The following is a 16,436-nucleotide window of genomic DNA, read 5'->3' as shown; positions in this document are numbered from 1 at the left end:
TGCGCCCGGTTGCGTCGCCGGAAATCCCCGGACTACCAGAACCCGCGAATGCCCGCGATGCCGTGTGCGCCGTGGCGGCGTGCCTCGTCGAGGTGGGACCGTTTCATGCCGCCGAGCGCGAAGACGGGCATCGCGGCCTCGGCGGCCAGCGTGCCGAACTGCGTCCAGCCGAGCGTCGGCGCACCGGGATGGCTGAGCGTCGGCAACACCGGCGACAGCGTGACGAAATCCGCGCCGGCGCGTGCGGCCAGCAGCAGGTCGTCGCGCGTGTGGCAGGCCGCGGACACCCATCTTCCGGCCGGCAACGGCCGCTGCGCGGCGGCGCGCAACGCGGGGCCGTCGAGATGCCAGCCGGCGCCGTCGAGCCGCATCACGCCGGCTGCATCGATCGGGCCGTTCAGCATCAGGTGTGCGCCGGCCGCGTCGCAGCGCGCGAGCGCCGCGGCGGCGAGCTGCGCAAACGCGGCTGCGTCGAGCGATTTCACGCGCAGTTGCACGAGCGTCGCGCCGCGCGCGAGCACGGCCGACAGCCGGTCGAGGAACGCCGCGCAATCGGCGGCCGACGCGGACGCCGGCTCGGGCGTGATCACGCAGCAGCGCGGCAGCGTCGCGTTCATCGCGTGCGCCGGCGGCAGCCACGCGCGGCCGTCATTCGTCGGCCTCTTTCGCGATCTTCGGGTAGACGCGCACGAGCACGATGCGCGGCCCGTTCATCTTCTTCACGACGACGTCGAAGCGGTCGAACGACACGCGCTGCCCTTCGGTCGGCAGGTCGCTGAGTGCCTGGATCACGAGGCCGCCGACCGATTCCGCGCGGCCTTCGTCGATGTCGATGCCGAGCGCCTGTTCGAGCGACACGACGGGCAGGCTGCCCTTGCCCATCAGCGTGCCGTCGTCGAGGCGGCTCCAGTCGGCGTCGCCCTGGCGGAACTCGTCGTGGATCTGGCCGACCAGCGCGCCGAGCAGGTTGTCGAGCGTCAGGAAGCCGATCGGCTTCTCCCCCTTGTTGCCGACCAGCGCGAAGTGCGGTGCGCCCTTGCGGAAACGGCGGAACAGGTCGAGGGCCGGCGTGTCGGGCTTCACGTACTGCACGGGGCGCACGTAGTCGGACAGGTCTTCGAGCGCGGCGCCCGCGTGACGCGCGAGCAGCAGGTCCTTCAGGTGGATCAGCCCGCTCACCTGTTCACGCGACGCATCCTCGAACAGCGGATAGCGGCTGAAGCGGTGCCGCGCGACGATCTCCATGTTGTCGGGCAGCGGCAGGTCGCGGCGCAGGCCGATCATTTCATGGGCCGGCCGCATCAGGTCCGATACGGTCATCGACGAAAAATCGAGCGAATGCGCGAGCGTGTTCCACTCGTCGTTGCTGTACGTGCCGCGCGCCGGCTGCGCGGTGTTGCCGGCCGTGCTGCGGCGGCTGCGCAGGATCAGCTTCAATTCGTCGGTCGAGTAGTGCGCGTCGCCGCCATGGTCGGCCGACAGCCCGGCGAGCCGCAGCACCGCGTTGGCGCTGTTGTTGAGCACCCAGATTGCCGGGTACATCGCCCAGTAGAACGCATAGAGCGGCAGCGCGACCCACAGGCCGACCTTCTCCGACTGGCGGATCGCCATCGACTTCGGCGCCAGTTCGCCGACGACGATGTGCAGGAACGAGATCAGCGAGAACGCGAACACCAGCGAGATCAGGTGCACGACGCGCTCCGACTGCACGCCGATCAGGTCGAGCAGCGGGGTGAGCAGTTGCGCGAACGCCGGTTCGCCGACCCAGCCGAGGCCGAGCGACGCGAGCGTGATGCCGAGCTGGCACGCGGAAAGATACGCGTCGAGCCGACCGTGCACGATGCCGAGGATGCGGCCGCGCAGGCCGTGCTTGCGGGCCAGTGTCTTGACGCGCGTGGCGCGCAGTTTGACCAGGCCGAATTCGGCCGCGACGAAGAACCCGTTCAGGGCCACCAGGAACAACGCGCCGATGAGCGCGAAGATCTGTAACAAAGAATCACTCCGGTTATGACAGGCCCGTCAGTATAGAGCCAGAAAGGAATTCGTAATGTATCGGGCGGCCGATGGCTTACACCGGCGCCTCGCCGGGGACGGAGAACGTGACGGTGGCGGTTGCGCCATCGGCGAACGCGTCGTGCGAGAACGTGCCGCCGTGTGCGAGCGCGACGCGCTGGCAGAGCGCAAGCGCCCACGCGACGCGTTTCGCGTCGCGCTCGCGCAGCAGCTCGCGTCGTGCAAACGATTCGAACGCGTGCGGCTGCGCGGGATCGGCGAGCGTGTCGGCGTTGACGGTGCATGTGGCGCGCGCGGTGAACTGCACGCTGTCGCGCGCGCACGCGAACGTCACGTGGCCGCCGGCGGCGCTGGCTTCGACCGCGACCGTCAGCATCGTCCAGAGCGCTTGCGCGATGCGTTCGCGGTCGGCGGTCAGCGTCGGTTCGCCGTCCGGCAGCGTCGCGTCGAGCGTGACCTGTCGTGCGTCGGCGAGCGCGAAACGGACGAGCGCGAGCGTGTCGTCGAGCAGCGCGCGCAGCGCGAACGGCTGCGGCGCGAGTGCGAGCGTGCGCGTTTCCGCGCGCGGCGCATCGAGCACGTCGTCGATCAGCGCGACCTGCTGGTCGATCCCGGTGCGGATGCCCGCGAGCGCGCGCTGCAGGTTCGGATCGGCGTTGGCGAGCTGGCGCTCGAGCACGTATGCCCAGCTATGCATGGCATTCAGCGGGCTGCGCAGGTCGTGCGACGCGGTGGAGAGTGCCTGGTCGCGCAGGAACAGCGCCGCCTGGGTGGCGTAGTGCGCTGCGCGTTCGCGCAGCAGGTCGGCGGCGGGATCGACGGAAGTGGACGTCACGGAGCGGGCCTGTCGGAAGCGGTTGGCGTGGTTATCACGCGAACCGCCATTATAGGGACGGTGCGTGTCACGCCGGCAGTGCGTCCTCGTCCTTTTTCCGGGCGTCGCCGTTCGGCAGCAACTGGCATGCGAGCAGGCCGGCCAGCATCAGCGCGCAGCCGACGAGCGCGCGCAGCGTCAGCGTTTCGCCGAGCGCGGCCCAGCCGGCGATCGCCGCGAACACGCCTTCCATGCTGAAGATCACGGCTGCGTGCGCGGGCGCGGCGTCGCGTTGCGCGACGACCTGCAGCGTATAACCGACGCCCACCGACAACAGGCCGCCGTACAGCAGCGTCGGCAGTGCGCCGCGCAGCATGGCGCCGCTGACCGGCTCGACGGCGAGACCGACCGCGAGACACGCCACGCCGCACACGAGGAATTGCAGGAACGCGAGCACGAGCGGATCGTGGCGCTGGGCGAAATGGCCGACGGCCATCACGTGCGCGGCGATGATCACGGCGCCGGCGAGCTGGAACCAGTCGCCGTACAGCACTGAGAAGTGCTCGTCGATACTGAGGAAATACAGGCCGATCGCCGCGAGCAGCGCGCCGAACCACGTGCCCGCGCCGATCCGGTGACGGGCGAACACACCCATCAGCGGCACGATCACGACGTACAGCGAGCTGATGAACCCCGCGTTGGCGATGCGCGTGTACTGCAGGCCGATCTGCTGCAGCGATATCGATACCGCCAGCAGCCCGCCGAGCGCGAGGCCCGGCAGCAGCAGCGCCGGCGCACGGCGGATCGCCGCGAGCTGCGCGCGCGACGCCGTGTTCAGCGTCAGCAGCGGCACCAGCACCAGCGCGCCGAGCAGGAAGCGCAGCCCCGTGAACAGGAACGGCCCGATCACGTCGAGGCTCAGGCGTTGCGCGACGAAAGCCGAACCCCAGATCGCGGCGGCGGCGAGCATCAGCAGGTTGGCACGGAGGTGCTTGCGGGCTTCGGGCTTCATTGGAATTCTTCTGGAGATTGCGGGCGGCGAAACCCGTCAGTTTACGCCGAGATTGCAAGGCTGTCGGCAAACCTGCGCAGCGCGGCGGCGGCCCGTGGGTCGCGCACGCGCGAGTACAGCACGACCTGTGACAGCGGCAGCGGCGGCAGCCCGAATTTCGCGCCGACGTCGACCAGCGTGCGCGGCGCGACACGCCGTGCGAGCGGGCAGACGGCAAGCCCCGCGGCGGCGGCGGCCGTGACCGCCGCAACACCCCCTCCCGTAAAGCGTTCTCGCCACGGCCGCCCCGCATGATCGAGGGCGCGCAGCGCGGCCGCACGCACGCCGCACGGGCCGGCCAGCACCGCGAGCGGCAGCGGTTCGCCCGCACGCGGTGCCCAGTCAGGCGCGGCGAGCCAGGCCAGCGGCTCGGAAAACAGCAAGGTGCCGTCTTCGCGCGGCGGGTCCTCGCCCGGCTCGTGCCGCACGATCACCGCATCGAACCGGCGTTCGTCGTATTGCGCGAGCAGGTTCGTCGACGTCCCGAGATGCATTTCGAGCGACAGCCCCGGGTCCTGCCGATGCAGGCTCGTGAGCACGGCCGGCAGGTCGGGCACGGCGACATGCTCGCTGACGCCGAGCGCGAGCCGGTGCGTGCCGGCCGAGATCGCGCCGAGCGCGTGGTCGTGCGCGTCGAGCAGCGCGCGGGCGGCCGGCAGGAAATTCTCGCCGTCGGCGGCCAGCTTGACCACGCGCGGCGTGCGCGCGAGCAGCGGCTTGCCGAGGTGCGCTTCCAGCCGTTTCAGCTTCAGGCTCACGGCCGACTGCGTGGTGCCGAGCGCGTCGGCGGCGCGCGTGAAGCTGGCGAGATCGGCGACCAGCACGAACGCGCGTACGGCATCGAGGTCGAGGACTTTCATTTTATATGTAAATGGATGAAATATTCATCAATGACTGTTCATTATAGTTCGGCGCGCCTAACCTGACGCTGTGTTTTCGTTCAACGTCAACGTCAACTTCACCGACAGGAGCAGGACCATGCCATTCACCCGTATCGCAGTCCGCGAAGGCAAACCGGCCGCGTACCGCGCGGCGCTCGTCGACGGCGTGCATCGCGCGCTGATGCACACGTTCAACGTGCCCGAGGACGACATCTTCATGGTCGTCACCGAGCATGCGGCCGAGAACTTCGTGTTCGGCCGCCACTACCTCGACATCGAACGCAGCGACGATCTCGTGATGATCCAGATCACCGCAAACAACACGCGCACGCTCGAGCAGAAGCGCGCGCTGTACCGGGCGATCGCGGACAACCTCGCGCAGCAGCCCGGCGTGCGGCAGCAGGACGTATTCATCAGTCTCGTCGAGGTGCTGAAGGAGAACTGGTCGTTCGGCAACGGCCTCGCGCAGTACGCCGTTTGACCTGCGACAGGGCGACAGGGCCAGATCGTTGCCCGCGCGTTTTTGCGGCGTGTACTATGGAAGCAGCTTCACGGACGACGCCGGCGCGATCGGAAGACCGCCGGCGCTTCTTCATGTGCAGGAGCCTCCATGTCGCGTGTGCTGGAAATCGTGTTGTCGCTGTCGCTGGAAGGGTGGCCGGCCAAGGTCGCGGGTCGCGCCCGCGGCGCGCAGCGTGATTTCGGTGCCGAACTCGTGCGCGCGTGGCGGATCTGCCCGCAGGTCCGGATGCGCCGCGGCCATGAGCGCGTGACGATCGAGCCGTGCCAGATCGAGGAGGCCGAGCCGAGCCCCGGCGCAAGCTGGTGGACGTGGGTCGAGTCGAATGCGCATGGAAGGCGGGTCGTTGCGTCGCGCACGAAGGTGTTTGCGCCTGGGGTCACGATGCGCGAACTGTTCGACGCGGAGCATGCGGGCATCGTCGTCGCGATGCCGTTGCCCGTACCCGAGGCGGCAGGCGCAGCGACGGGCGAAGTCGACGGCGTCGCGCCGGATACGACCGGGCGCCCGGAGGCCGGCATGCAGCCGGAATCGTCGGCGTTGCGCCTCGTCAGCGAGCGGCGGCGCGGGCGGTGGGCCGACGACAGCGGCGTCGTGGTCGAGATGACGCTCGACGACGTCACGTTGCATCGCGGCGGCGAGCCGCCGCGCCGCTACGTCGAACTGCGTCTTGCCGCGCCGGACTGGGAAACCCTGGCCGCGCGCACGGCCGCGCTGCATGCGTTGTTTGCCGCGGCGCGCGAACTGAGCGGCGCGTGGCCCGCATTCGTCCAGCTGACGAGCGTGATCGATCGCGCATGCGCGGCCGAGCCGGCCGCCAGTGGGCCCGTCAAGGCGCAGCCCGTCGACCTGACCGGCGTGCGCACGCAGCGCGCCGCGCTGTTCGCGTTGTCCGGCGACATCACCGCGCAATGGCTGGGCAACGAGGGCGGCGTGCTCGAGTACGACGATCCCGAATTCGTGCACCAGATGCGGGTCGCGCTGCGCCGCCTGCGCACGTTGATGCGCTTCTTCCCGCGCTTTGCCGACCGCCAGTGGCGGGACACGCTCGGCGTAGACATGCACTGGCTTGCCGCGCTGCTCGGCACGGTGCGCGACTGGGACGTGTTCGCGACCGAAAGCCTGCCCGCGCTGATCGCAGCCGACGGCGGCGACGGCGAATGGAACGGCACGCTCGACGCCGCGCGCGCGCAGTGTGTCGCGGCACGGGGCGAGCTGCGGCAGGCGCTGCATTCGGCCCGCTACGCGCGGCTGACGCTCGGCTGGCTCGAATGGCTGGGCTCGCTTGCGCTGCCGCACGCCGAAGACGGCGATGCACCCTCGCTGCGGCGCCACGCGACGAAGCGCGTGCGGCGGCTGTTCGGCGATCTGTACGCGTCGCCATCGCTCACGTCGCTCGACACGGCTGCGCGTCACCAGGTGCGGATCGATGCGAAGCGGCTGCGCTATGCGCTCGAATTCTTCGCGTCGTTGGCATCGCGCCGCACGCGCACGGAGACGGTCAAGACGCTCGCGCGCGTGCAGAGCGTGCTCGGCGAAGCCAACGACACGATAGTCGCGCTGCATCATCTCGAGAAACTGGCGGCGCCGCCGTACCAGCTCGGTTTCGTGCGCGGCTACGGCGCGGCGCTCGAGCAGCGCGCGGCGCGCGACGCCGAGACGCTGCTTGCCAGCCTGCGGCCGCCGAAGCTCGACGGCAAGCCGGGTTGAGCGGCACGCGCCGACTATAATGGCCGCCTGATTCCGGCCCGATTCCGGTTCCGGTCGAATTCCCGCACGTATCCCGATGACCGACGCACCGCATTCTTCCCCGTCCGCCGAACCGCTCGAACTGGGCGGCGAGCTGTGGCTGCGCGCCGGCGAGCAGACGCTCGGCGGTGCCACGCGCATCGCGCTGCTCGCGGCGATCGGCGACACCGGGTCGATCACGCGCGCGGCGAAGGCCGTCGGCCTCAGCTACAAGGCCGCGTGGGATGCCGTCGACACGATGAACAATCTCGCGGGCGAACCGCTCGTCGCGCGTTCGACGGGCGGCAAGGGCGGCGGCGGCACGACGCTGACGCCGCGCGCGACGTCGCTGATCGCCGCGTTCCGCACGATCGAGCGCGAGCATCGCCGGTTCATCGAGGCCGCGAGCGCGGCCGTGGCCGGGTTCGACGTCGACTGGGCGCTGATCGGCCGGATCGGGATGAAGACCAGCGCGCGCAACCAGTTGTTCGGCAAGGTCGCGGCGATCGTGCGCGGCACCGTCAATGACGAGGTCACGCTCACGCTGCCCGGCGGACAGCCGGTCGTTGCCGTGCTGACGCACGAGAGCGCCGATGCGCTCGGCCTGCAGGTTGGCGCGGATGCCTGCGCGCTCGTGAAGGCGTCCTGGGTCGTGCTCGCGGCCGACGATGGCGAGCACGCATTGAAGGTGTCCGCGCGGAACCAGCTGCGCGGCCGCGTGGAAACCGTCGCAGCGGGCGCGGTGAACAGCGAGGTGACACTGGCGCTCGACGGCGGCGGGACGCTGACGGCCGTCGTGACCAACGACAGCGTCGATGCGCTGCAGCTCGGTGCCGGCCGGCGCGCGATCGCGCTGTTCAAGGCGTCGAGCGTGATTCTTGCGGTGACGGGCTGAGCGGCGGCGTACCGGCGCGCTTCGGCCGTTGTGTGACGGACGGAGCGAAGCCGGCGTCGCCGCTGTATCGGTACGGCGCCGGCTTCGTTTCCGCTTTCCGCTTGTGCCGCTGCTGGCGGCTTCTCTCAGGCTCCAACGTGCTTGCCACGACGACCACGACCACGGCCTCGCGCGCTCAGGCGACGCGCGTCGGCCACTCGGCGTGCGGCGTCGTCGCCTGCACGCGTCCTTCGCTCAACTGCACGACCTGGTCGCCGAACGCGGCGACGTCGTCGGGATCGTGCGAGATCAGCACCATCGGGATATCGAGCCGCGCCTGCAGCTCGGCGAGCTCGTGACGCATGCGCTGGCGCATTGCGCCGTCCAGTGCGGCGAACGGTTCGTCGAGCAGCAGGATTCGCGGCTGCGCGACCAGTGCGCGCGCGAGTGCGACGCGCTGTTTCTGCCCGCCGGACAACTGCGACGGATACTGCCCTGCGAGCGCCTCGAGATCGAACGCTTGCAGCCAGTACGCGACTTCCGGCGGCACTGCTTTCGCGCGCGGGTTGCGCAGCCCCGGCGTGAGCCCGAATGCGATGTTCTGGCGCACGTTCAGATGCGGAAACAGCGCGTAGTCCTGGAACAGGTACGCGACGCGACGTTCGCGGGTCGGCACGTCGATGCGGCGCGCGGCATCGAACAGCGGTTCGCCGTTCAGCACGATCGTGCCTTCGTCGGGCGACAACAGGCCGGCGATCGCCTGCAGCGTCATGCTCTTGCCCGCGCCGGACGGCCCGAACAGCACGACGCGCTGCATCGTCGCGGTGAACGACATGTCGAGCGTGAAGCGGCGCTCGGCATTCGCGTAGGTCTTGCGGATGTCGACGACGAGGCTCATGCGGGCCTCCGTCGAAGCCGGCCGGCCACGCAAGACGATGGGCGAGGCAGGCGCGTCATGTCAGCTGGCTCCGCCGGGCACGCGACGGCACGAGCCAGCAGGTCGCGAGCAGTACGAGCACGCAGGTGATCGACGTCACCAGCACGAGGAAGTTGGCCGTGCTGTCGTCGCCGGCCTGCACGGCCGCGTAGATCGCGACCGACAGCGTCTGCGTGCGGCCGGGCAGGTTGCCCGCGATCATCAGCGTCGCGCCGAACTCGCCGAGCGCGCGCGCGAACGCGAGCAGCGCGCCCGCGAGAATGCCGCGCGTGGCGAGCGGCAGCGTCACGCGGAAGAACACCGCCGCTTCGCCGAGCCCGAGCGTGCGCGCGGCGCGTTCGAGATGCGGATCGACGCCTTCGAATGCCGCCCGCGCCGATTTCAGGATCAACGGAAACGCGACGACCATCGACGCGATCACCGCGCCTTGCCACGTGAAGACGAGTTCGATGCCGAGCCTGTCGAGCCACGCGCCGAACACGCCGCGCCGGCCGAGCAGCACGAGCAGGTAATACCCGAGCACCGTCGGCGGCAGCACGAGCGGCAGCGTCAGCACGGAATCGACGACGTCGCGCAGCGGCGAGCGCCAGCGCGCGAGCATGAACGCGGCCGCGACGCCGAGCACGATGTCGAGCGCGGTCGCCCAGCCGGCAACCTTCAGCGACAGCAGCAGCGGGACCCAGGCGTCTTGCATCGCGTTACGCTCACTTGCCCGCGGGCTTGAAGCCGAACGTCGACAGCACGGCCTGGCCTTGCGGCGACGCGACGAAGTCGATGAACGACTGCGCCTGCGTGGCGTGGCGGCTGTCCTTGACCACGGCGATCGGGTAGGTGATGGCGGTCTTGGTCGGCACCGTCAGGGCGACCTTCACGCGGCCCGGCATGATCGCCGCGTCGGTGCCGAACACGAAGCCTGCGTCGACTTCGCCGCGTGCGACGTAATCGAGGCTCTGGCGCACGTTGGCGGCCAGTACGCCCTTCGCGCTGACGGCGTCCCACACACCGGCCGCGCGCAGCGCGCCTTCGGTGTAGCGGCCGACCGGCACCGACGCCGGGTCGCCGTATGCGATGCGCTTCACGCCGGATGCGGTCAGGTCGTTCAGCGACGTCGGCGCGGCCGCGTGGCTGTCCGCCGGCACGATCAGCACGAGCGAGTTCGCCGCGAAATCGCGACGCGTACCGGGCACGATCACCTTTTCGTCGGCCGCACGATCCATCGCCTTCTGGTCGGCCGACGCGAACACGTCGGCCGGCGCGCCCTTGGCGATCTGCTGCATCAGCACGTCCGACGCGCCGAAGTTGAACAGCACCTTGGTATCCGGATGCTGCTTCTCGTACGCATCGCCGACGGCCTTGAACGCGTTCGTCAGGCTGGCGGCGGCCGACACGACGAGTTCACCGGCGGCGGAAGCGGGCGCGCTGAACGCGACTCCGGCGGCAAGCGTGGCGATCGGCAGCAGGCGAAGCAGGGTGCGGCGAAGCGGACGGACGGTTGAGCGCATGGCGAGTTCGTTTGAATGGGTGGAAACCGTAATCGTAATATAGGGCGGGTTATAACGCTCGACATACCGCACATGCGACGGCGCGCATGTAATGGTCAGACCTGAAAAGGAGGGCCGGCCGGGTGGCCGGTCACGTACGGAGCGTCTGCGACGACGACTGGGTGCGCTGCAGCGACGACGGCTGCGATGCGGGGCGGTAGTTCGGGTTGGCCTTCCAGCGCGCGCGGACGAACGGGCGCTCGTGGCCCGACAGCTGCAGCGCCACCTTGGTGACCCAGCGATGCGACGGCACCGTGATGCCGTGCAGCGCCACGGTGACGAGCGCGAGGCTCGCGACGACCGCGGGCACCGACCAGCGGTGCGGCACCGCGCGCCACGAACCCGCGATGAACGCGAGCGCGGCGATCGCGCCGACGATACAGCCGGTGATCGATTCGGACGGCGAATGCGCGTCGAGCGCGACGCGCGACACGCCGACCGCGACGCCGGCCGCGAGCCCGAGCGCGATGCCGGCGAGCCGCACCGGCGTGCGCGTGCGGATCAGCGCCAGGAAAATCGCGACCGGATAAACCGACGTCGACAGCATCGCATGGCCGCTGAACCCGGTGAAATCCCACTTGCGGATGCCGATGCCCCAGCCGAGGAACGCGATCTTCGTCAGCGCGACCACGCCGATCGCGGCCGCGAGCACGCCGAGCCACGCGGCCGCGCGCTGCCACGAGTAGCCGAGCGCGAGCCAGACGGCGATCGTGATCGCGAGCGGCAAGGTCAGGCCGGCGCCGCCGAACGCGGTGATCATGATCCACAGGTGAGACGACAGGTCGAACATCGGGAAGGGGACGAACGAAGGCGGGGAAGATGCTTAAATCAACGCGCGAGCCGGAAAGAACGACTACAACGGATACAAGCGGCGAAGCCCCAGTATAGCGCCGCGTGCGCCCGAGCCCCGTTTTTTGCGCGGCCGGGAAATATCCGCGTGCAGGAAAAATCCCGGAAACAATGTTATGGTGCATTGCACAAAGTCGAACGCTGCATCCGCTGTGGTGCCCCTATTTTTCCTGACTGCGAGCCCGATCGATGACCAAAAGTCTGACCAAGGTGTGGCTGGGCGGCATGAAACGCATGCTGTCTCCGGCCGCCAAACGCGCGGCGCGCGATGCGCAGCGCATCACACGCGACGCACTCGAGGCAGCGGCGTCTCCTGCCGTATCCGATCCGTCCCCGCCGCGCGAATCGCGCGTGCGCCCGCGCGCGGCCGCATGGGCGGCAGGTGAATGGACGCGCGGCGAACATCCGATGGCACCCGCGCTCGGGCGCCTCGTCCAGCATCTCGCTTACGGCCTCTACGTGCCGCCCGGCCGCCGGCGCGGCGCGATGCCGCTCGTCGTGATGCTGCACGGCTGCCAGCAGTCCGTCGACGAATTCGCGCAAGGCACGCGGATGAACCTGCTGGCCGACAAGCATGGTTTCGCGGTGCTGTATCCGGAGCAGTCGCTGCGCGCGCACGCACATGGCTGCTGGCACTGGTATGAAGATACCGACCGAGCGGGCCGCGGCGAGGCGAACGCGGTGGCGTCGCTCGTCGACGCGCTCGTCGACGAACACGGTTTCGACGCATCGCGTGTTTATGTCGCGGGACTGTCGGCCGGCGCGGGTCTCGCGTCGCTTCTTGCACTGCACCATCCCGACCGCTTCGCGGCGGTGGCGCTGCACTCGGGCCCCGCGCTCGGCGAGGCGAATTCCGGCATTACCGCGATGGACGTGATGCGGCGCGGCGTGCGTCAGAACCCGGCTGCGGCCGTCGATGCGCTGGTCGATGCCGCCGCGTATCCGGGTATGCCCGCGCTGATCGTCCAGGGCGACGGCGACCACGTGGTCGCCCCGAAGAATGCCGACCAGCTGACGGTTCAGTTCATGCGCTTGAACGGGCTTGCCGACAGCCGCGGCGCACTGCGCGGCGGCGAGCGGGTCGAGACGCGCGACGCGGGCGTGCAGATCACCGATGTCTGTCGCGACGGCGAGCCTGTCGTGCGGCTCTGTCATGTGAAGGGGCTCGATCATGCGTGGGCCGGCGGCGATGAAGCCGTGCCGTTTCATGCGGCGGTCGGCCCCGATGCGAGCGCGATGATCTGGGCCTTTTTCGAGGCACAGCGGCGCACTGTGGCGACCGAACGACGCATCGTCTGATCGACGCTGGCCAAGAACTAGGGTTTTCCCTATAATACGGGAAAACCCTAGTCAAAGAACCCTTGGATTGCGAGATCGACCATGTACCTGCTGAGCCACCTCTTCCTGATGCTGACCAAGAACGCTGAAACGGCCCGTAAAGAGCGCGCCGAGGCGTACCTGTCTGAAGCCACCGATATCTACGATCTCGAATTCCGCATGCGCAAGATCGATCGCGAATCGGCGATGAACCGCCCGTATTCGTTCGGCGCGCGCTAAGCAGCGCAGGGCGGGCCGGCCGGTCCGCCATTCCGGCGAGTCACGCAGCAGAAAAGGGCGCGTGCGGCTACATGCCGCACGCGCCCTTTTTGCATGCGTGGCGTTGCGTCGCGTCAGATGACCGTCAGGCGCACCGGTACGTTGTTGCGCGTTGCGTTCGAATACGGGCACACGTGGTGCGCCTTTTCGACCAGCGCTTGCGCGTCGGCCTTGTCGAGCCCCGGCAGCGACACGCGCAGCTCGATGTCGAGCCCGAAGCCGCCTGCGTCGTTCGGCCCGATGCCCACTTCCGCCGTGACCTGCGTGTCCGCCGGCAGCGCCTTCTTGTCCTGGCCGGCGACGAATTTCATCGCGCTCAGGAAACAGGCCGAGTACCCTGCGGCAAACAGCTGCTCCGGATTCGTGCCTTCCGCGCCCGTGCCGCCGAGTTCGCGCGGCGCGGCCAGCTTCACTTCCAGCTTGTTGTCGGCGGATACCGCGCGGCCGTCGCGGCCGCCCGTGCTCGTGGCACTGGTCTTGTACAGAATGTTCATCGTGCAGCTCCTGTCGGGAAAAGGGGGGAAAGCGGCCCGGTCGAACGGGGTGTCGTCGGCCACGAGTAAAATATAGAACACAAATGATTAGTGTGCAAATGAAATTTTGAAGAAAAGGCCCGGCAGTGCCGGGCCGGTTCGCCGATGGCTTTCCCGTCAGCGTTCGTTGGCGGCCGACAGCGCGTCGCGCAACTGGTGGAGATCGGCGCGCAGCCTGACCAGGAACTCGGGGGACTGCTGCATCGCGCAGAACAGATCGGCGGGTACCGAGCGCGCGCGCTCCTTCAGTGCGCGGCCTTCCTGTGTCACGCGCACGTTCACGACGCGTTCATCGGCCGCGCTGCGCACGCGCTCGACGTAGCCGAGCGCCTCCAGCCGTTTCAGCAGTGGCGTGACCGTGGCCGGGTCGAGGTCCAGCCGCGCGGCGATGTCCTTCACGGCGATGTCGTCGCGCTCCCACAGCACGAGCATCGCGAGATATTGGGGATAGGTCAGCGACAGCTTGTCGAGCAGCGGCTTGTACGCCTTCGTCATCGCGTGCGAAGTCGAGTAGAGGGCGAAGCAGAGTTGCTCGTCGAGCGTCTGGGGCAGCGGGGGCGGACGGTCCATCATTCGGGCGGCGCGTCGAACGCGCGAACAATTTGTACGCAAATCATTTTGCGCGCAAAAGATCGGGATGAACAGGGGGCGGCCGGCGCGGGGCGGTGGCCGACGGAGGCGGGGGGAGGCGCCGGGCGGCAACCCGGCGCGAGCGCGGCGGGCCGGCGACACACGCCGGCCGGGGAGACTTCAGCGGCCGGACGTGGTGGTCGTCGCGCCCGGCTCCTGCACGCCGAAGCAGCCGCGATAGGTCGCGTAGAACGAGCAGTACAGCATCGTGACGATGACGATCGTCACCGGCATCATGATCGTCAGCGCATAGGCGCCGGCGCCGAGCGCCTGCAGCAGCAGCGACAGCGCGAGAGACGTGCCGAGCGCGACGCCGAACCACAGCGCGCCATACACGACGAACGCGCCGCGATTGCGCCAGCAGCTGACGACGCTGAAGAACAGCGCCTTGGCGGGCGGCACGTCGTGCCACGCGACCAGCACCGGCGCGAACCAGAACAGCATCGCGACCGGCAGGTAGAGCAGCGTCGCGAACATCAGCGCGCCGAACGTGCCTTGCGCGGCGAGCGTTTCCGGCGTCGCGCTCGCTTCGTCGGCCGCGCCCATCATCACGTGGAACAGCGCGCCGCCGTCCACGAACGACGAGGCAGCGAACACGAGCACCATCGACGCGACGTAGATCACGCCGAGCACGAGCAGCCGCTGGGTCGCGACGGTGCCGTACGAGCGGAAGCCGTCGATGAGGATCGTCGGCATCACGTGCTTCCCTGCCACCGTATCGCGGCATGCGGCCATGAAGCCGACCGCGATGCCGGGAATGAACACCAGCGGCAGCGCGGAGCCGATCACGGGCACCTGCGACACCAGCGTGATCGCCAGCAGGTACGTGAAGAACAGCGTGATGAACGCGAGCGGGTTCCGGCGGAACAGCCAGATGCCTTGGCGGAACCAGACATAGCCCGTTTTCGCGGGCACTTCGATCAGTTGCATGCGGTTTGGATCTCGGGAAGCGCGGGCGTATGCGCGATACGCTCGCGCAGGATGCGTTCGAAATGGCCGGGGTCGTGCGGCTTGAGCATCTCGGCCGCGCGCGGCAGGTAGAAGTCGTACAGGCGCGACACCCAGAAGCGGTACGCACCCGCGCGCAGCATGTCGCTCCAGTGGCGGCGCTCCTCGGCCGTGAACGGCCGCACGGTCTGGTACGCGCGCAGCAGCGCATCGGCGCGCGCGACGTCGAGCACGCCGGTCGCGAGGTCGACGCACCAGTCGTTGACCGTGACCGCGACGTCGAACAGCCACTTGTCGCAGCCCGCGAAATAGAAGTCGAAGAAGCCGCCGAGCCGCACGTCATGGCCGGTGCCGGGCGCCGCGTGCGCGAACAGCACGTTGTCGCGGAACAGGTCGCAATGGCACGGTCCGGCGGGCAGCGCCGCGTAATCGTCCGACGCGAAGAAGCTGGCCTGATGTGCGAGTTCGCTTTCCAGCAGCGCGCGCTGCGCGTCGGTGATGAACGGCGAGATCGCCGGCACGTTCTCCTGCCACCACGGCAGGCTGCGCAGGTTCGGCTGGTTGCGCGGATAGTCGCGGCCGGCCAGGTGCATGCGCGCGAGCATCTGCCCGACCTCGATACAGTGTTCGACCCCCGGCGCGAGTTCGGCCGAGCCGTCGAGCTTCGTGACGATCGCGGCCGGCTTGCCGTGCAGCTCGCCGAACAGCGCGCCGTCGTCACGCGGGATCGGATCCGGCACCGGTACGCCGTGGCCGGCCAGATGGCGCATCAGGTCGAGGTAGAACGGCAGTTGCTGCGCCGTCAGGTTTTCGAAGATCGTGAGGACGTACTCGCCGCGCGTCGTCGTCAGGAAGAAATTGCTGTTTTCGATACCGGACGGAATGCCGCGGAACGCAAGCACGTCGCCCAGTTCGTAGTGGCGCATCCATTGCGCGAGATCGGAGTCGGAAACAGCTGTGAAAACGGCCATGCGGGATGCGTCAGGTCAGGGTGTCGGCACGCGGGCGGCGTGCGTCGCGACAGCAGGTGAAGGAAGGCGGCGCGCGGCGTTCGTGCGGCGCGCCACGGAATCAGTAGCGCAGGTTCAGCGACGGCAGGCGCGTGATCGGGATGCCCGCGTCGTGCGGCTTCGGCGACGTGTCGGGCGTCGAGCTCATCTGGTAGCGCGTGCCGAAATTCGACTTCACGTCGATCTCGACCGGCTTGCCGCGATCGCGGTACTCGGTGACTTCGGTGCCGTTCTTGCTCTTTTCGTGGAAGCTCGGCGTGCGGCGGATGTCGGCGAAGTCGACTTTCGACGTGACTTCGGCGCCCGGCCGGTTGATCTTGCGGAGATCGGGCAGGCCGGCGGCCTCGTTGGCCTCGGCCCGTGCCTGCGCGTCGGCGTCAGGCGTGCCGCCGGCGGCGTAAGCGGCGCTGGCGGCGGCAAACGCGGCGGCAGCGACGACGAGAATGAGCGGCTTCATGATGAGTCTCCAGTGAACCCACCGATTTTAGCAAATACTGCGCACCATCCGGCC

At 68.9% G+C, this 16,436-nt stretch carries 19 protein-coding genes; 5 read left to right on the top strand and 14 right to left on the bottom strand.

Features of this window, described 5'->3' with window-relative positions:
* Window positions 1–32: 32 nt before the first annotated feature.
* The 5 genes from PQB87_RS29245 to PQB87_RS29225 all read right to left on the bottom strand — a co-directional run bounded on the left by PQB87_RS29245 (window position 33) and on the right by PQB87_RS29225 (window position 4,738).
* Window positions 33–617: a thiamine phosphate synthase gene (locus PQB87_RS29245; protein WP_489243087.1), complete on the bottom strand. Its 585-nt coding sequence runs from the start codon at window positions 615–617 to the stop codon at window positions 33–35.
* A gap of 31 nt (window positions 618–648) precedes the next feature.
* Window positions 649–1,992, bottom strand: a complete 1,344-nt coding sequence (locus PQB87_RS29240) for a hemolysin family protein (RefSeq protein WP_059684444.1) — start codon at window positions 1,990–1,992, stop codon at window positions 649–651.
* A gap of 76 nt (window positions 1,993–2,068) precedes the next feature.
* Complete coding sequence (locus PQB87_RS29235; RefSeq protein ID WP_489243086.1) at window positions 2,069–2,848, bottom strand: sensor histidine kinase; 780 nt, start codon at window positions 2,846–2,848, stop codon at window positions 2,069–2,071.
* A 67-nt stretch (window positions 2,849–2,915) separates the two neighbouring features.
* Window positions 2,916–3,839 (bottom strand): DMT family transporter, encoded by a 924-nt coding sequence (locus PQB87_RS29230; protein WP_059684441.1) that lies wholly within the window; start codon window positions 3,837–3,839, stop codon window positions 2,916–2,918.
* Window positions 3,840–3,880: 41 nt separating this feature from the next.
* On the bottom strand, window positions 3,881–4,738 hold the full coding sequence (locus PQB87_RS29225) for a LysR family transcriptional regulator (protein ID WP_021156298.1): 858 nt from the start codon (window positions 4,736–4,738) through the stop codon (window positions 3,881–3,883).
* A 118-nt stretch (window positions 4,739–4,856) separates the two neighbouring features.
* On the opposite strand from PQB87_RS29225, the gene PQB87_RS29220 reads away from it, so the two are divergent.
* The 3 genes from PQB87_RS29220 (at window position 4,857) to PQB87_RS29210 (ending at window position 7,902) form a co-directional block, all read left to right on the top strand.
* On the top strand, window positions 4,857–5,240 hold the full coding sequence (locus PQB87_RS29220) for a tautomerase family protein (protein WP_059684439.1): 384 nt from the start codon (window positions 4,857–4,859) through the stop codon (window positions 5,238–5,240).
* Between the two features lie 129 nt (window positions 5,241–5,369).
* Complete coding sequence (locus PQB87_RS29215) at window positions 5,370–6,989, top strand: CHAD domain-containing protein (protein ID WP_489243085.1); 1,620 nt, start codon at window positions 5,370–5,372, stop codon at window positions 6,987–6,989.
* Between the two features lie 76 nt (window positions 6,990–7,065).
* A complete protein-coding gene (locus PQB87_RS29210; RefSeq protein ID WP_060274895.1) occupies window positions 7,066–7,902 on the top strand; it encodes a TOBE domain-containing protein in 837 nt (278 codons plus the stop codon).
* Window positions 7,903–8,077: 175 nt separating this feature from the next.
* Here PQB87_RS29210 and PQB87_RS29205 read toward each other — a convergent pair whose 3' ends face one another.
* The 4 genes from PQB87_RS29205 to PQB87_RS29190 all read right to left on the bottom strand — a co-directional run bounded on the left by PQB87_RS29205 (window position 8,078) and on the right by PQB87_RS29190 (window position 11,149).
* Entirely contained in the window at window positions 8,078–8,779 is a 702-nt protein-coding gene (locus PQB87_RS29205; protein WP_059684434.1) for a sulfate/molybdate ABC transporter ATP-binding protein, read from the bottom strand.
* Between the two features lie 55 nt (window positions 8,780–8,834).
* Window positions 8,835–9,512: a molybdate ABC transporter permease subunit gene (gene modB / locus PQB87_RS29200; RefSeq protein ID WP_489243084.1), complete on the bottom strand. Its 678-nt coding sequence runs from the start codon at window positions 9,510–9,512 to the stop codon at window positions 8,835–8,837.
* Between the two features lie 10 nt (window positions 9,513–9,522).
* Complete coding sequence (modA, locus tag PQB87_RS29195; RefSeq protein WP_048022276.1) at window positions 9,523–10,320, bottom strand: molybdate ABC transporter substrate-binding protein; 798 nt, start codon at window positions 10,318–10,320, stop codon at window positions 9,523–9,525.
* Between the two features lie 130 nt (window positions 10,321–10,450).
* Entirely contained in the window at window positions 10,451–11,149 is a 699-nt protein-coding gene (locus tag PQB87_RS29190; protein ID WP_021156291.1) for a phosphatase PAP2 family protein, read from the bottom strand.
* A gap of 248 nt (window positions 11,150–11,397) precedes the next feature.
* Here PQB87_RS29190 and PQB87_RS29185 point away from each other — a divergent pair, with 248 nt between their 5' ends.
* Together PQB87_RS29185 and PQB87_RS29180 are read left to right on the top strand one after the other, a co-directional pair.
* Complete coding sequence (locus PQB87_RS29185) at window positions 11,398–12,507, top strand: extracellular catalytic domain type 1 short-chain-length polyhydroxyalkanoate depolymerase (RefSeq protein WP_111939198.1); 1,110 nt, start codon at window positions 11,398–11,400, stop codon at window positions 12,505–12,507.
* An 81-nt stretch (window positions 12,508–12,588) separates the two neighbouring features.
* On the top strand, window positions 12,589–12,765 hold the full coding sequence (locus PQB87_RS29180) for a DUF3563 family protein (protein WP_021156289.1): 177 nt from the start codon (window positions 12,589–12,591) through the stop codon (window positions 12,763–12,765).
* A 113-nt stretch (window positions 12,766–12,878) separates the two neighbouring features.
* Here the strand turns inward: PQB87_RS29180 and PQB87_RS29175 are convergent, their stop codons facing one another.
* The 5 genes from PQB87_RS29175 to PQB87_RS29155 form a co-directional block, all read right to left on the bottom strand.
* Window positions 12,879–13,298, bottom strand: a complete 420-nt coding sequence (locus tag PQB87_RS29175) for an organic hydroperoxide resistance protein (protein ID WP_027791065.1) — start codon at window positions 13,296–13,298, stop codon at window positions 12,879–12,881.
* Window positions 13,299–13,454: 156 nt separating this feature from the next.
* On the bottom strand, window positions 13,455–13,907 hold the full coding sequence (locus PQB87_RS29170) for a MarR family winged helix-turn-helix transcriptional regulator (protein ID WP_027791066.1): 453 nt from the start codon (window positions 13,905–13,907) through the stop codon (window positions 13,455–13,457).
* A 180-nt stretch (window positions 13,908–14,087) separates the two neighbouring features.
* Window positions 14,088–14,897 carry a BPSS1780 family membrane protein gene (locus tag PQB87_RS29165; RefSeq protein WP_059684431.1) on the bottom strand — a complete coding sequence of 270 codons (810 nt, stop codon included), beginning with the start codon at window positions 14,895–14,897 and terminating at the stop codon, window positions 14,088–14,090.
* Window positions 14,888–15,886 carry a homoserine kinase gene (locus tag PQB87_RS29160; RefSeq protein ID WP_059684430.1) on the bottom strand — a complete coding sequence of 333 codons (999 nt, stop codon included), beginning with the start codon at window positions 15,884–15,886 and terminating at the stop codon, window positions 14,888–14,890. Before PQB87_RS29160 ends, PQB87_RS29165 begins: the two co-directional genes overlap by 10 nt.
* Window positions 15,887–15,986: 100 nt before the next feature.
* Window positions 15,987–16,382: a hypothetical protein gene (locus tag PQB87_RS29155; protein WP_021160838.1), complete on the bottom strand. Its 396-nt coding sequence runs from the start codon at window positions 16,380–16,382 to the stop codon at window positions 15,987–15,989.
* Window positions 16,383–16,436 lie beyond the last annotated feature (54 nt).

The sequence above is a fragment of the Burkholderia sp. KL41 genome, assembly GCF_057005415.2.
The sequence above is the reverse complement of the archived record's forward strand: the minus strand, read 5'-3'. Positions and strand labels throughout refer to the sequence as shown.

What these genes read in the sequence shown, in the direction of transcription:
- PQB87_RS29245 (WP_489243087.1), bottom strand. Translation starts at nt 617, where the DNA reads ATGAACGCGACGCTGCCGCGCTGCTGCGTGATCACGCCCGAGCCGGCG.
- PQB87_RS29230 (WP_059684441.1), bottom strand. Translation starts at nt 3,839, where the DNA reads ATGAAGCCCGAAGCCCGCAAGCACCTCCGTGCCAACCTGCTGATGCTC.
- PQB87_RS29225 (WP_021156298.1), bottom strand. Translation starts at nt 4,738, where the DNA reads ATGAAAGTCCTCGACCTCGATGCCGTACGCGCGTTCGTGCTGGTCGCC.
- PQB87_RS29220 (WP_059684439.1), top strand. Translation starts at nt 4,857, where the DNA reads ATGCCATTCACCCGTATCGCAGTCCGCGAAGGCAAACCGGCCGCGTAC.
- PQB87_RS29215 (WP_489243085.1), top strand. Translation starts at nt 5,370, where the DNA reads ATGTCGCGTGTGCTGGAAATCGTGTTGTCGCTGTCGCTGGAAGGGTGG.
- PQB87_RS29210 (WP_060274895.1), top strand. Translation starts at nt 7,066, where the DNA reads ATGACCGACGCACCGCATTCTTCCCCGTCCGCCGAACCGCTCGAACTG.
- PQB87_RS29205 (WP_059684434.1), bottom strand. Translation starts at nt 8,779, where the DNA reads ATGAGCCTCGTCGTCGACATCCGCAAGACCTACGCGAATGCCGAGCGC.
- modB (WP_489243084.1), bottom strand. Translation starts at nt 9,512, where the DNA reads ATGCAAGACGCCTGGGTCCCGCTGCTGCTGTCGCTGAAGGTTGCCGGC.
- modA (WP_048022276.1), bottom strand. Translation starts at nt 10,320, where the DNA reads ATGCGCTCAACCGTCCGTCCGCTTCGCCGCACCCTGCTTCGCCTGCTG.
- PQB87_RS29190 (WP_021156291.1), bottom strand. Translation starts at nt 11,149, where the DNA reads ATGTTCGACCTGTCGTCTCACCTGTGGATCATGATCACCGCGTTCGGC.
- PQB87_RS29185 (WP_111939198.1), top strand. Translation starts at nt 11,398, where the DNA reads ATGACCAAAAGTCTGACCAAGGTGTGGCTGGGCGGCATGAAACGCATG.
- PQB87_RS29180 (WP_021156289.1), top strand. Translation starts at nt 12,589, where the DNA reads ATGTACCTGCTGAGCCACCTCTTCCTGATGCTGACCAAGAACGCTGAA.
- PQB87_RS29175 (WP_027791065.1), bottom strand. Translation starts at nt 13,298, where the DNA reads ATGAACATTCTGTACAAGACCAGTGCCACGAGCACGGGCGGCCGCGAC.
- PQB87_RS29170 (WP_027791066.1), bottom strand. Translation starts at nt 13,907, where the DNA reads ATGGACCGTCCGCCCCCGCTGCCCCAGACGCTCGACGAGCAACTCTGC.
- PQB87_RS29165 (WP_059684431.1), bottom strand. Translation starts at nt 14,897, where the DNA reads ATGCAACTGATCGAAGTGCCCGCGAAAACGGGCTATGTCTGGTTCCGC.
- PQB87_RS29160 (WP_059684430.1), bottom strand. Translation starts at nt 15,886, where the DNA reads ATGGCCGTTTTCACAGCTGTTTCCGACTCCGATCTCGCGCAATGGATG.
- PQB87_RS29155 (WP_021160838.1), bottom strand. Translation starts at nt 16,382, where the DNA reads ATGAAGCCGCTCATTCTCGTCGTCGCTGCCGCCGCGTTTGCCGCCGCC.